Annotated in this window: 11 protein-coding genes, 1 pseudogene and 1 CRISPR repeat array; of the genes and pseudogenes, 2 read left to right on the top strand and 10 right to left on the bottom strand. The window is 67.2% G+C overall.

The window, feature by feature from the left end:
- Positions 1–50: 50 nt before the first annotated feature.
- The 9 genes from cas2e to ACFP1K_RS09145 all read right to left on the bottom strand — a co-directional run bounded on the left by cas2e (position 51) and on the right by ACFP1K_RS09145 (position 12,349).
- Entirely contained in the window at positions 51–401 is a 351-nt protein-coding gene (gene cas2e, locus ACFP1K_RS09185; RefSeq protein ID WP_380749048.1) for a type I-E CRISPR-associated endoribonuclease Cas2e, read from the bottom strand.
- Positions 398–1,345, bottom strand: a complete 948-nt coding sequence (gene cas1e, locus ACFP1K_RS09180; RefSeq protein WP_380749046.1) for a type I-E CRISPR-associated endonuclease Cas1e — start codon at positions 1,343–1,345, stop codon at positions 398–400. Before cas1e ends, cas2e begins: the two co-directional genes overlap by 4 nt.
- 5 nt (positions 1,346–1,350) lie before the next feature.
- Complete coding sequence (cas6e, locus tag ACFP1K_RS09175) at positions 1,351–2,037, bottom strand: type I-E CRISPR-associated protein Cas6/Cse3/CasE (RefSeq protein ID WP_380749459.1); 687 nt, start codon at positions 2,035–2,037, stop codon at positions 1,351–1,353.
- Positions 2,037–2,759: a type I-E CRISPR-associated protein Cas5/CasD gene (gene cas5e / locus ACFP1K_RS09170; protein ID WP_380749044.1), complete on the bottom strand. Its 723-nt coding sequence runs from the start codon at positions 2,757–2,759 to the stop codon at positions 2,037–2,039. Before cas5e ends, cas6e begins: the two co-directional genes overlap by 1 nt.
- Positions 2,756–3,955: a type I-E CRISPR-associated protein Cas7/Cse4/CasC gene (gene cas7e, locus ACFP1K_RS09165; protein WP_380749042.1), complete on the bottom strand. Its 1,200-nt coding sequence runs from the start codon at positions 3,953–3,955 to the stop codon at positions 2,756–2,758. The genes cas5e and cas7e overlap by 4 nt, the downstream gene beginning before the upstream one ends.
- The gene (casB, locus tag ACFP1K_RS09160) at positions 3,955–4,602 is read right to left on the bottom strand and encodes a type I-E CRISPR-associated protein Cse2/CasB (RefSeq protein ID WP_380749040.1); all 648 of its coding nucleotides are present in this window, start codon (positions 4,600–4,602) and stop codon (positions 3,955–3,957) included. The genes cas7e and casB overlap by 1 nt, the downstream gene beginning before the upstream one ends.
- Positions 4,599–6,302, bottom strand: a complete 1,704-nt coding sequence (gene casA / locus ACFP1K_RS09155; RefSeq protein ID WP_380749038.1) for a type I-E CRISPR-associated protein Cse1/CasA — start codon at positions 6,300–6,302, stop codon at positions 4,599–4,601. The genes casB and casA overlap by 4 nt, the downstream gene beginning before the upstream one ends.
- A complete protein-coding gene (gene cas3, locus ACFP1K_RS09150) occupies positions 6,292–9,198 on the bottom strand; it encodes a CRISPR-associated helicase Cas3' (protein ID WP_380749036.1) in 2,907 nt (968 codons plus the stop codon). The genes casA and cas3 overlap by 11 nt, the downstream gene beginning before the upstream one ends.
- Positions 9,199–9,762: 564 nt before the next feature.
- Positions 9,763–11,011: direct repeats of the CRISPR family, unit length 29 nt; unit sequence GGGACCATCCCCGCGTGCGCGGGGAGCAC.
- A 354-nt stretch (positions 11,012–11,365) separates the two neighbouring features.
- A complete protein-coding gene (locus ACFP1K_RS09145; RefSeq protein ID WP_380749034.1) occupies positions 11,366–12,349 on the bottom strand; it encodes a helix-turn-helix transcriptional regulator in 984 nt (327 codons plus the stop codon).
- Between the two features lie 45 nt (positions 12,350–12,394).
- Between ACFP1K_RS09145 and ACFP1K_RS09140 the strand changes: the two genes are divergently transcribed.
- Together ACFP1K_RS09140 and ACFP1K_RS09135 are read left to right on the top strand one after the other, a co-directional pair.
- Entirely contained in the window at positions 12,395–12,868 is a 474-nt protein-coding gene (locus ACFP1K_RS09140; RefSeq protein WP_380749031.1) for a hypothetical protein, read from the top strand.
- Complete coding sequence (locus ACFP1K_RS09135) at positions 12,865–13,320, top strand: hypothetical protein (RefSeq protein ID WP_380749030.1); 456 nt, start codon at positions 12,865–12,867, stop codon at positions 13,318–13,320. The genes ACFP1K_RS09140 and ACFP1K_RS09135 overlap by 4 nt, the downstream gene beginning before the upstream one ends.
- A 352-nt stretch (positions 13,321–13,672) precedes the next feature.
- On the opposite strand, the pseudogene ACFP1K_RS09130 reads toward ACFP1K_RS09135, so the two are convergent.
- Positions 13,673–13,806 (bottom strand): annotated as a pseudogene (locus tag ACFP1K_RS09130) (IS256 family transposase); the annotation flags it as partial.

Here is a 13,806-nt window from a genome sequence, read left to right as displayed (position 1 = left end):
CGCTTAAGAGGATGTGAAGGCGACAGTTGGATCATGATTTAAGGGAGCGATCAGTTTTTGCGGTAGCGGCGGCGTTTGGAGGCGTTGCTCCAGCCGGAGGGTGGGGGTGTGGCGGCTACCTTGGGGGTGTCTTTGGGGCGGTGGATTAGGGTTAGGCCTTCGTGGTCTAGGGGGTGCCATTTGTGGTCGTGGGTTGCGAAGGTGAAGCCCTGTTCGTTGTTTGTGGTGTGGGCCATTAGGGCTCGGCCGGTGTTGGCGTATTGCTGGACTTCGGTCCATAACGCTTCTCGGATTCGGGTTGAGGGGGAGCCTATGAAGACGCCGGGGGAGATTTCCATCAGCCAGCGGGTCAGGAAGCCTCTTAGGCCTGAGGGGCAGTTGGTCAGGACGATTATCGTCACCAGTCGACCTCGTAGATGTCGGCGTGGTTGTGGCCGGATTCCACTTCGGTGCCGTGGTCGGATTGGAGGGTGACGCGGTCTGCGTCCTCTTGGATCGGGGTGTCGGGGAGGAGGAGGTGTTTGATGTCCTCTACGCAGCGGCGGAGCAGGCCTGCCTTGTTGACGTGGTCGCGGATGGCGCGGCGGGTGCGGGAGCCTACGTCTTCGGGGTCTTCGGCTGCTACGTCGAAGGCGATCGGGAGGGCGATCTCGGTCTTGTAGAGGTCGGCGATGTCCAGGACGAAGGACAGTTCGTGGCCGGAGTGGATGAAGCCCAGGCCGGGGGCGCAGCCCAGGGCCGTCACGGTGGTCTGGGCGATGCCGTACATGCACTGAGCGGCAGCGGTCACGGCTTGGTTGACCGGGTCGCCGGCGGTGAAGTCGCCTGGCTGGTAGATGCGGCCGTTCCAGGGCAGGCCTACGCGCTGCGCGTGGGTGCGGTAGCAGTCTTTGACGCGGCGGCCTTCTCTGCCCAGGAGTTCCTGGCGGGTGAGGCCGGTGACGTCTTCGCCGGGGAAGCGCATCTGATACATGGTGCGAGCCACCTCCAGCCGGGTTCGGCGGTTGGCCCACTTGGTGGCCTGGGCTTCGACCAGGGCGGACGAACGGTTGAGGGATCGTCCGCCCGAATAGAAGCGCACGCCCTGTTCGCCTACCCAGACCACGCCGGCGCCGCTGTCACCGAGCACGCTCATCGCCTGGTGGGTTACCCGCGTGCCGGGGCCGAGGAGCAGAGTGCCGATGGTGGCGGAGGGGATGTGGGTCACGCCGGTGGCGTCCTCGGCGGTGAGGGCGTTGTCGTCGCGGTGCAGGGTGCACCGCTCCAAGTAGATGAAAGAAATGCGGTCGCCCATCCGGGTGAGCTCGCGCGGCGAGGACGCGCCGCGCCGGCCGACGGTGCTCACGGTTGCTATGCCTCGGCCAGGGTCATGAGCCCGCAGCCATACGCCTTGGCCTTGCCGAGCCCGGAGATCAATGTGCGGCGGAATGCGTCGGCGTCGGTGATCTGCAGGCGCCCGTCGTAGGTGACGGTGACCAGCGTCACCGGCTTGCTCTCGCGGCTCTTCCTGAAAGAGAGTTGCCGTCGGTCCTGGATGACGAGTTCGTGTTCGTCCTGGGGGGCAAGGCGCCGCTCCTCAGGCTTCTCCATCACTTTGAAGCCGGCGTTCTCCTGGCGCTTGAGCAACCAGTCTCGCTGGTGGTGCAGACCGACGTGCGCGGTCAGCTTCGTGGGCTCATCGTCGTTGCGCCGGACGGTATGGACGGGGTTCGCGGTGAGCCGGAAGGCCCACTGGTCTCCGGTGGCGAGCCGGGACAGGAAGCCTCCGTAATCGAAGGTCTGCCAGCCCCCGGTATGGGGCCAACCGGCCTGCTCAACCAGATGCGTGAGGTCAGGCTTGTCCGGGCTGACGAGGTAAAGATACGTCTCGGCCCTGCTGTTGCGGTCGACGCGCCATAGGACGCGTGCGCCATCCTCGCCGGGCTGGGGTATCTCGGCGAAGGACGACATGACCGCGGCGTGCAGGATGTGCGGCGAGGAGAGTACGCGACGGGCGCCGACGCGCGCGGTGTTGAACCGGAAACGGGTCAGATGCATCATGCACTTCCCAGTACGGACGTCGGGTCGTGATCGGGACGCGCGCTCCGGGGAGCACTGAACGCGGGGTTGGGCACCGGCCATCGCCTGCTGCGCACGCCGCGAAGGGCGTACTGGCGGTGCAGCGGGTCGAAGCTGAGCGGCTGGTCGCGCAGCGCGTCCACCGAGCCGTCGGCGGATGTGGCCTCTTCTACGATCATCAGGTCGACGTGGGCGTCGCCGCGACGGCGGCGCTGGTACCAGGGGGCGGCACGCCACGGTTCGTCGTCCAATGCCTGGCTGAGCGTGAGTTCGTGATGGACACTCAGATCCACGGGGCGTGACGGCGGACAGGAGCGGCGGCCTAGGTAGGGCAGGAAGCAGGGCTCCCGCACCGCCCGGTGCAGGTCTTCGATCAAGTTACTGTCATCGCCTTCGACCGCCGCCACGAAGACGGCATCGGCCAGGTAGAAACGCTCCGAGATCGGAAACTTCTCTTCGCTGACGAAATGATGCGCGGTCTGGAAGTCCCGTAGCGGCGTACCGGGCTGGTCGACCCGTACACCGAAGCGCAGCGCCGCGAGATCGCTCACGTCGTCGGTACGGGCGCGTCCCAGCGCGGCGGCCAGGAGCCCGATCACTCCGCTCTTGGTGGGCGAGGCCTCGGTGCCACGCCGGGCGAAGCGCGAGGACGACCCCCAGGACTGCAGAGGGCCGGCGAGTTGCAGGACGAGGACGCTCATGCGCCGTCCTGCCGGGAGGCGACCTCCGCGCCCACGGCAGTCACGAGTTCGCGCAGCGACAGCTTGGTGCCGAGGTGTTCCACGCTCTTGGTGCTCTTGCCCACCTGCATGACCCAGGTAGGTGTGTCCTGGGCGACGTCGTACGCCTCCTCGATGGCGGGAACGTACTCGGCCAGCCGTTCACACGCCTCGCGCATATGCCCACCGAGGTCCGGGTCGGCGAGGCACGGCTCCTCGAAGGCCCCTACGAGGCTGATGGGCCGCGACGTACGTAGCTTCACCACTACCGCCTCCGGCATCGTGTGGTTGCCGAAGGTGTTGACCTTGCCGGTGGGCAGCGAGGTCAGGAAGCACTCGACGAACACCTCCGCGGCCCGGCGGACGGGCTCGGTGAGCGGCTCGTCCTCACGCAGTCCTTTGCCGAGGTTCTTGCGAAGCAAATCGATGTCGACGGCGGCGTAGCGGTAAAGGGTGGCGGAGTTGAACTCCACGGTGCCGATCATCCCGGCGCCGAGGTCGTCGGACTCCCGCGTCTTGTAGTCGTCCACCGCGGTGTAGTAGTCGGACTCGTTCTCCGCCCGGTGCACGCTGATGGCGTGCGCGACCTGCGCGGCGGCGTCGACGTTGATGTCCGCGCCGTCGGCGACCATGCGGCCGAACAGAGCGATGTCGACGGAGTGGCGGCTGTTGGCGAGCTGCTTGGCCAGGTCCTTGATGCCCTTGTCCTTGAAGTAGTCCTTACCGCCGCCGTGGGCCTTGACGGCGAGCTCCGCCAGGCCGTCCAGCTGGTGGGCGCTCAGGAACATCAGGTATTTGGACTCGGGGGCGGGTGGCGGGCCCTGCTTCTCCTTGGACGCGTTCCGCTTGGGGGGCTCGATCTTGGAGCCGGTCGCGGTGTAGATCGTCTCCGCGGCCAGGGCCCACGCCTCCGTCTGCTCGATCGAGCCGTCGAGGTCGGTGATCCTCGCGGCGAGCAACTCGGCGACCCTGCGAGTCCGGACCCCGAGGTCGCTGGGGTCCAGCAGGTTGTGGAAGTCGCGCCGGGTGGCTCGCTTCCACGCCTGGCTGGAGACCCGCGCCCGGGGCACCCCGCCGTAGATGGCGGTCTTGGGGGAACCGGTGTCGTCACGGTTCAGGCAGCTGGGCGGGACCGTCTGCAGGGCGTGGACTTCGAGGATCGTCCGCGTGCGGGTCATCACACGTCCTTTTCGGGGGTGTCGGCTTCGGGGCGGTCGGTGTCGGCAGGCTTGGCCGGCCGGTAGGTGTGGAAGCTGCGGCCCCAGCTCTGGCGTACCTTGCGCATGCCACCCGGGAGCTGGGCCTGGTAGAGCTGGCTCGCGAGAAGCGCGTAGTCGAGCGGAAGGGACTCCCGGCGGAGCAGGGTGACGATCACGCGCAACCGGTCCGCTAGTGCGCCGGGGGTGGTGGCGGTACCCACTCGGACGAACCGGCGGCGGATCGCGTCGTCGATCTCGCCGGGAGGCATCAGTTGGCGTACGGCGGCCCCGAGTTCCACGCCGTGGCGGTGCATCCCTCGCTCGGGCCTGGACTGCTGGTGAAGCGCGTACAGAGTCACCGCGAGGAAGTGAGCGGCTTCGGCGCGTTCCTTCTCCTGCTCGGGCACCTCGTCGTCGGCGAACAGACCCTCCATGCCGGTCACTCCCCACAGCTCGGGCACCTCCTCGGGTACCTTGCCCGCGCCTCGGCGAAGCTGTGCCAGTGCCGCCACCGCGGCAGACTGGTCGGCGAGGTAGCCCTTCTGCAGCCCAGAGATGTATGTGCCGGTGGTTTCGCGGATCACCGCAGTGGTCGGCCGGCGATCCGTAGCGGGGGGTGACGTCATGACAGAACCTCCACAGGGGGCTGCTCGCTCTGGCCGGACGCCGGCTCGGGGTTGGTGCCGTTCAGCATGGCGGCAGGCAGGGCCTTCCGTAGCCGGGTGTGGAAGGTCAACTCCGCCTGTGAGGCGTTAAGCCACATTTCCTGACCTTTAGAGGTTTTGATGACACGTCCCTCCCAGCTGCCATCACTCGCGCCCCTGATCAGGTCGTATCCCAGTCGGCGGACGATTTGATAAGCCTGTGTCTGCCAGGCCGCTCGCTGTCTCTGCGAGTCCTCACCGGGGTTCAGCCGGGCGAGCCAGGCACAGAACGGCTCGTCCAGAGTGGCGCAGCCGACGTAGCGCGCGGCGTCCTCGGACGGCTCGGCCTCAGAGCCAGCGGCGCGTGCCAAGTCGGCGGCGAAGCTGCCCAAGGCGTTCACCGCGCCCTCGGCGTCTCTGACGGCGCCGATCGCCGCATGACCGAGGTCGGTGTCGCGCTGATGCAACAGCACGACGGGCATCGTCACGGCGTCGTCGACGACCTCGTCGATGACCGACTGCTGGGTGCCGTACACGACGCCGACCAGCCGGGCTCTGATCAGGAAATTCCTGGGGAGTTCGCCCTCGACGGTAGTGCGGGCCACCCAGTCCAAAATCCGGGGCCGGACGATCGCCGCGGCCTCGCCGCGCTGCTCGCCCCCCTGCGTATGGCCGGCGACCAGCGCGCCGAGTCCACGCCACGCACTGCGGCTCGGATCGTGTTCACGGGGCATGTACACCTGAGCCTGGCCGAGCTTCTTCTCCTGCGCCGCGCTGCGACGCCACCCTGTCATCGGCTCGCGGTCATGCCGGTTGTGCGGGGTGAGAGCGTCACCGTAGGCGAGGATCACACCGTGCACGCCTTCGTCGTCGTAGGCGTACCGCACTCGCCGGGACTGCCATGTGTAGAGATCCCGGACTCCGGCCGGACGACGGCTCGACTCCAATGCGTCCATGGGCCTGGCATCGGCCGGTGGCCGCCGCCACGCCGGAAGGTCACGTTCGGGGGCGAGACGGAGATTCTCGGTGTCGAAGGCGATGAGATTGAGCAGCAGTGTCTCGCGTAAGTTGTCGCCCTCGGCGCAGACTCCGCCCAGGTAGCCGGCCCAGCCGACGCCCTGCGGGTACACCTTGCCGCCCTTGACGCGGGGGTCGCCCACCGCGCCGGTCTTGATGCCGGAAGTGTCGTAGGCGTGAGCGTGGACGAGCCAGCGCGCCGCCTCCGCGAAGGTGAGCCGCGGGGTGCCGTGGGCGCGCATGGTGAAGAAGCGCGCGCCGTTGGGCACGTCGGCGACCATGCGCTCCAGCGAGGTGAACTCGCCCGTGGCTGTGCGCAGGTCCACCGTCTGGAAGAACGGCGTCTGCGGGTGAAGCAGGTCGAACCGCTCGCGGTACTCGTCCAGGTAGGCGGTGATGCGGGCGACGGGGAGGCCGCCGTCCCACAGCTCCTGCCATTCCCCGATGTCCTCCGGCCCCTCGATGGCGTCGTGCAGGATCGCCAGCAGCAGGCGGAGCAGGGCGAACTCCTGGGTGGGCACCTCCCCGACCAGCCGCCGCAGGGCATGAGCCTGCTCGAAGACCTCGCGCAGGGACAGTTCGTCCGCTGTGCCGTCTTCGCGCAGGACCGGCAGCCACTTGCGGTCGGTCAGGTCGAAGGACGGGGCGATTGGCTCACTCGGCACTGGTCACCTTCAGCCCGTCGTCGGGGGTGTAATGCAGGTTGTAGCCTGCCAGCTGGGTCCGACAATCCTCGTCGAGCATCAAGATCAGCTCACCGGCCAGCCAGTGACTCTCCTTGGACTGCCACGCCGGGACGCAGTCGGCCTCCAGCTCCTCGATGGCACGATCCATGACCTGCGGGATGGAGAAGTGGTACGGCAGCCGCAGACCGGACGCGGCCACGATGCGTGCCAGCCGATGATCCGGCGCCGACTCGGTTGGGAGCTCCAGCGCGCCCCGCCCTTCGGTGAGGTGGGGGAGGGTCCGCAACGTTCCGTCGACGCGACGTTGCACGACCAGCACCTCAAGGGACTCCTGGCTGTCGCGGACCTGGGCTCGGCCCTTGCGAGTGTCGTCGGCGTCGCCCACGCCCGCGTCCACCCAGCCGATCAGTGCTCGACCGGCCTTGCCGACGCCGTTGAGCCGGAACCTTTCCGCCTTCTCCGTCTGCGCGGCGTGATGGCTCTCCTGGCCGGCCCGCGCCAGGTCCATCGCTTCGTGCCACTCCTGAGGCCCGATCCGCTCGTCGCCATAGGCGAGTTGCACCAGAGGGCTGATGTCTTGGGGCAAGCGCACCACATGTCCCGTCTCCGCTGTGCCGGAGAGGTACGGCTCCAGCGCCGCGGCCGAGCGCAACAACGGGTACCTCCGGTAGACCCGCTGCGACCCCCGTACCGGCTCGACCGGAACGGTTTGCCAGTCCGCGCCTGTCACCAGGCAACGGGCCGTACGCAGCCGGAGCGGGCGCTCGCACTCCCCTTCTCCTCGCCGGTGCCGGTGCAGCCGTCCCACGCGTTGCAACAGGAGGTCGATGGGGCACAGGTCGGAAACGAGGATGTCGAAGTCGATGTCCAGGGACTGCTCCGCCACCTGACTGGCCACGACGATATGCCGGTTGGTTGGCCTGTCCCCGGTGCTCTTGCCGGTCGGGCCGAAACGCTTGAGAAGGTCGGCGTCCTTCTCGGCCCGGTCGAGGTCGAGGAAGCGGGCATGCGCCACCGAGACCTGCTTCGCGCCGAACCGTTCCCGCAGGTATTCGGCGGTCTCCAGGACGCGATCCACCGTGTTCCGCACCACCAAGGCGCAACCGCCATCGGCCATTTCCTCGTCCAGACGGTTGCCCAGCTCGGAGAGCTCATCGCCCAGGCGCTCTAGATGCACGTGGACCTCGCGGCCCGAGGGCCCTACGGTCTCGATCACCGGCTGCCGGCCCGGCTCGACGACCGTCAGCAGCGGGTATCCGTCCGCTTTCTCCACCTCGGCGAAGTCGGCGCCACCCGCGTACGCCTCAGCCAGCTCACGGCGACGCCGGGCCGGCAGTGTCGCCGACAGGACGACGACCGGAACGCGGTAGTGGCCCAGCCACGACAACACCATGTCGAGGTAGGCGTTCATATAGGTGTCGTAGGCGTGTGCCTCGTCGATGACGACGACCTTGCCCGCCAGCGCGAGGTGCCGCAGGGCCAGATGGCGGCTCTTGAGCCCCATGAACAGCAGCTGGTCGATGGTGCCGACCACGAACGAGGCCAGCATCGCCTTCTTCTTACCCCGCAGCCACTGATGGGCGATCAACTCGGCGGAGACGCACTGACGATCAGCGCGATGCCCCCACTCGTCCCCACCGCCATCCTGCTCGACACCACGCACCGCACGCGCACCGGCCCGCATCAGCCCGGCGAAGTCCTTGTTCAGCGCCGCCTTCGAATGAGCAAGCAACACCGACCTCGGCCCCTGCCCTACCTGCTCATCAGGCATCCGGCGCAACCAGTCCAACAACCGAGGAAACATCGCGTTCCCCGTCGCCATGGTCGGCAACGCGACGAAACACCCCCCGGCCCCCACCCGTGTAGCGAAAATCTCCGCCACCGCGAGAGCCGCCTCCGTCTTCCCCTCCCCCATCGGCGCCTCGATCACCATCAGCCCAGCCCCCACAGACGCCCGCGCCATCGCGACCGCACGCTCCTGCACCGGCCGCACACGCGCTCCCGGCGGCAGTTCGAACCGAGCGGAGAAAAACTCAGCCGCGTCTCCCTCGGGTGCCGAAGCACTCCACGGCGCCGGCAGACCCAGGCCTCGCCACGCCGCCTCCACCCGTTCCTCATCGCTACTCTTCTGAGCCTCGGAAAAATACGGAAACAGGTCGGAATTACTGGCGATCCAGTCGGCGACGATAACCAGCCCAGTCAACAGCACCTGCACCGGCTGAGATAGCCGTACCGCCTGCCACTCCCCCAGTCGATCCTTGACCCCCGTCATTTCCGCACACCGATCAAGAAACTCCCACTGAACACCTCGCCATATCGAGGCACACCCAGGCGTCCGCAGCAACTCCGAATGCCCATTCACCTCGTGAATGTCGGAGAAGGTCGGCGGCACCCCATGATGACCGCCAGCAATGACGCAAAACTGCGGAGAATTCGCTTTGGTCCAGCCGTACCGCTCCGCTAGCCATTCCTGCAGCAAGACCTGCCCCGCCAGCCCATGCGGCGCAAGCTTACGATCGACAAGCCGCTTGAAGTGCGGCATATCCAGCCCCGCAGCACGCATGGCCTCAGCCAGCGATTCTACCTGACAAGCAAAGGCCGGAGTAGCCTTCCCAACGTCATGCGTAATCGCGAGCCACACCATCAGCCGCCGCGCATCCTCACCCCCACCCGGAAGCTTCCCAGCAATCAGCGCTTTCACATGCTCCGGAACCCAGCAATCCCACAACAACCCCACCACCGCGGCACTATCAGCAAGATGCCGCCACAAGGGCAACCACCCATCGGTATCCCGATCATGCTTCGCCCAGACTGAGCGCGCAGCATCAGATAGCCCGTCTACGAACCGGGCATCCCGTGAGGCTCCTTCGCTCATACGTGCTTTCTATCGCCATACCCCTCAGCTACTGCCTACACATCGACCAGATCTTTACCTGACCGAGACATCCAGTAGCGAAAAGCACACTCATGATGCCATTTCATTTATATCCGATATGACGGCATAATCCGGTCATCAGGACACGAAAACCCACCGAGCTGCTCCAGCTACTCACAGTCATGTGGAGGAATTCCCATGCCACCATGCCCGCACGAGCGGGGAGCACGTGGTTCTGTGGCACTGCCTCGACTTCGGCGGGACCCCATCCCCGCGTGCGCGGGGAGCACACCTGTGCCGCCGTCGGGCCGTCCGTGGCGCTGGGACCATCCCCGCGTGCGCGGGGAGCACACGGGGAACGTGTCCCCGTTGTAGTCCAGGCGGGGACCATCCCCGCGTGCGCGGGGAGCATTACCCGTGCAGCACGACGCGCGTGCCGAGGCGGGGATCATCCCCGCGTGCGCGGGGAGCACGAGGTCCGGATGTCCACCACGGGCGGCAGCCCGGGACCATCCCCGCGTGGCGGGGAGCACATCGACACCGCGACGCCGACCGGGAAGCTGGTGGGACCATCCCCGCGTGCGCGGGAGCACCACGGCCGGGGGTCGGGCAGCATGGCCGTGCAGGGACCATCCCCGCGTGCGCGGGGAGCACATGAATGGCTTCCACGCCAGCGTGCGGGTCGTGGGACCATCCCCGCGTGCGCGGGGAGCACAACTTCCTGCGCGTGATCGATCTGGCGTGTCAGGGACCATCCCCGCGTGCGCGGGGAGCACGTCGCCGCGGTGCCGGCGAAGCCGAGCAGGGTGGGACCATCCCCGCGTGCGCGGGGAGCACTCCCGGCGGCGGCGGCCCCGGATCGCCTCTTGAGGACCATCCCCGCGTGCGCGGGGAGCACACGGTGAGCTGCACGCCCTCGTCGCTCTCGGAGGGACCATCCCCGCGTGCGCGGGGAGCACGCCAAGTCGCTGGACGTGGGCAACCCGGCCGGGGGACCATCCCCGCGTGCGCGGGGAGCACGAGATGATCTCGCTTCCTAAGGACTCCAACGAGGGACCATCCCCGCGTGCGCGGGGAGCACTTGACTCCGCTGTGGCCGACTACACGGTCAGCGGGACCATCCCCGCGTGCGCGGGGAGCACACCGTGAGTTTTCGCGACATGTTCAGCGCACGGGGACCATCCCCGCGTGCGCGGGGAGCACCAGGCCGTCCAGAGCGGGACGCAGCGCCCGCAGGGACCATCCCCGCGTGCGCGGGGAGCACTCGGTACTCTGCCATTGGCACTGCTCCATTTCGGGACCATCCCCGCGTGCGCGGGGAGCACAGATCGGATCCTGATCGTCTCCCACACGGGTGAGGACCATCCCCGCGTGCGCGGGGAGCACACGGCGCCCGCGTTGGCGAGCACTCCGGCCTCGGGACCATCCCCGCGTGCGCGGGGAGCACAGCGCCCGCGGCCAGTCGGCCCTGGTCGCAGTGGGACCATCCCCGCGTGCGCGGGGAGCACCTGGAGGCCCGGTGGGCCGTCTTCTTCGACCGGGGACCATCCCCGCGTGCGCGGGGAGCACGGCGGGCTCTGCCGAGGTGGGCTTACTGGCGGGGGACCATCCCCGCGTGCGCGGGGAGCACTCCGGGTCGCGCTGTTCCTCGCGGTGCAGGTCCGGACCATCCCCGCGTGCGCGGGGAGCACTGCTCGCGGATGTCACCGACCTTGTGCACCGTGGGACCATCCCCGCGTGCGCGGGGAGCACTTCACCCTCTCCCCCGGCGTGAACGAGCTGTTGGGACCATCCCCGCGTGCGCGGGGAGCACACTCACTGACCTGCGCGTTTATCCGGCACGGGGGTGAGTTTTCATTACTTTCGAAGGTTCGGACTTAAGGCACGAAAGTGGCGAAGACGGGAAAAACTCTGTATCCATCTGTGAGTGCAATAGGTGCTGCTGCGGCTTCGCTGATCGAACTCGTTGGTCCGCATTCCGGAAGAATCTCCGTCTGCATCGCCGCCTGGACGCGGCACCGCCAGCTCGACCAGAGTCATTTTGGCACCCAAGTCGAACATGGACCAGGCGGAGCCGAACAAACCCACCGACCTGTCTGTATGGCATCGTCGAGCAGGTCGCCTCCCGCCACCCTGGTCGTACGAGGCTTGATGCCGAAGCGAATCTCTAACTGTCCGTGGACGGGTACAGCAAGGACAGGGCAGCTGTGGTTGCGGTTAGTTTTGCGCGGAGAGGTGGGGGTTCGAGCACCTCGCATTCGGCGCCGAGCTTGAGGAACTCGGTGTGGGCGTGGGTGAGCGACTCGATGGGGACTGTCGCAGTGATCCAGCCCAGGTCGTCTGGGGTGGAGGCGGTGTCGCTCACGGCGGTGACCACTTGGGAGCTCATGCATTCGGTCATGCGTATCCGGCCGGCCGGGGAGAGGCGGATGATGGCGTTGCCCTGGATGAGGCCGGCGCGGAAATCGATCAGGTAATCCTGCCAGTAGGTGACGAGGTCGAAGTCAGCGGGGCGGGTGAAGGTTTCCTCGGTCACGTGGAGGTCGAGGATCTGGTTGACACGGTATGTACGTAATGTTGCCTCGCAGCGGGCGACCAGGTACCACTTGCCTGCTTTGAGGACCAGGCCGTATGGCTCCAGCGTGCGCTTGACCTCCTGGGGGTCGCGCCAGCGATGGTAGAGAACCTGAATGATGCGTTTGTTCCAGACTGCGTCGGCAACGGTGGGGAGGTAGGCGGCTTGGTCGCCGTCGTGATACCAACCGGGGGCGTCGAGGTGGAAGTGTTCGCGGACGCAGCGAGAACCTTCTCGTAGGTCCGGTGGGAGGGCTGCTTCGATCTTGAGTTCGGCCGCGGCGGCCAGTGCGCCGAGGCCGAGATCAGTGGCGGGGCCGGGGAGCCCGGCGAGGAACAGCGCCTGGGCTTCCTTTTCGGTCAGGCCGGTCAGGCGGGTGCGGAAGCCGTCGAGCAGCTGGTAGCCGCCATCATGACCGGCCTCGCCGTACATGGGGATGCCGGCGGTGTGCAGTGATTCCACGTCGCGGTAGATGGTGCGCACGCTGACTTCGAGCTCGTCCGCGAGTTGCCGCGCCGTCATGCGGCCACGTGACTGCAGGAGGAGGAGTATCGACAGAAGCCGGGAAGCTCGCATGTTTGCTGACACTACGTGTCAGTGGAGCGCTTCTATCGTGCGGGCATGACATTCGTCCAGAAGGAGATGCGGCCGGCCGGGCCCGTGCGGATCAACGGCCGCCCGTACAAGTGCTATCACGTGGACCGCGCGGGCCATGAGCTGGAGCCCGAGGTGGTGAAGGCCGCAGAGGAGTTCGTTGACCAGCTCGTGCCGCCTCTTGCCGATGATTCTCCTGCGGGGTGGATCGTGATTCACCGGGGGGATGACACCGGCGCTTACCTGCTCGTCTACACCTGGGCATGGGACAACGTGGTGGAGACGCACACGGCATCGGCCGGTCAGCCTGTGCTCGGGTGCCCGGACTCCGATCCCACCCACTTCGTGCGCAACGCCCAGCGTTTCATGGGGTGTGTGTGGGAGCTGGCCGTGCTGGAGCACGAGCGAGCCTCGTTCGTACGGCACGTGCTCGCACCTGACAAACCTGATCTCGACGCGTACCTGGCCGACCTGAGCCCGGCCGGAGAGGTGGGAAGATGAACAACTTCGACTTCTTGGTCGGCACCTGGGATGTGCACAACCTGAAGCTGCTCAAGCGCGGGGTCGGCGACGACCAGTGGGTGGAGCACCCCGCCAGGGCGATCAGCCAAAGCTTTTTCGGCGGCGCGGGCAACTTCGATGAGATCACGTTCCCGACGGAAGGTTACAGCGGGGCAACCGTACGCCTCCACGACCCGAAGACGGATCTGTGGTCGCTGCACTGGATCGACGGCAGGGTGGGCATGGACCCGATCCCCTGCGTAGGGCGGTTCGGGGACGACGGGGTGGGCCTGTTCTACGCCGACGACACCTGGGAGGGACGGCCGATCCGTGTGCGGTTCGTCTGGTCCGCGATCACTCCCACCTCCTGCCGCTGGGAGCAGGCGTTCTCATGGGACGGCGAGTCCACCTGGGAAATCAACTGGATCATGGACTTCACTCGGGCGAACTAGTGCAAGCCACCCCACACGGGACCATCCCCGCGTGCGCGGGGAGCACAGGGCCAGGCCGAGGTGTTCGAAGTGGGCCGCGGGACCATCCCCGCGTGCGCGGGGAGCACATGTGCGGTTCGCCATAGCGTCGCTCCTCACTGGGATCATCCCCGCGTGCGCGGGGAGCACACATCAGCGAGGGTGGCGTCAGGGGCAGGTCTGGGATCATCCCCGCGTGCGCGGGGAGCACCGCTCCAGGTGCTCTCGCACATGCCCTTCGTTGGGATCATCCCCGCGTGCGCGGGGAGCACATCGGGTCACGTCCACGGACGTGGTGTATGAGTCGATCTTCGCGTGATCCTGTTCCTGCAGGTTAAGCGGTGAGTGTCTGCGGGAGCGGGTTGGGTGCTGGTGTGTCGCCAGGGACCAGTCGGATGCGGGCTTTGGCCAGTACGTCCAGGCCCATGTAGCGGCGCGCTTCGACCCATTCGTCGGTCTGCTCGGCCA

This window comes from Sphaerisporangium aureirubrum, assembly GCF_042658925.1.
Taxonomy (GTDB): domain Bacteria; phylum Actinomycetota; class Actinomycetes; order Streptosporangiales; family Streptosporangiaceae; genus Sphaerisporangium; species Sphaerisporangium aureirubrum.
This window is presented reverse-complemented; position numbering and strand designations above follow the sequence as displayed.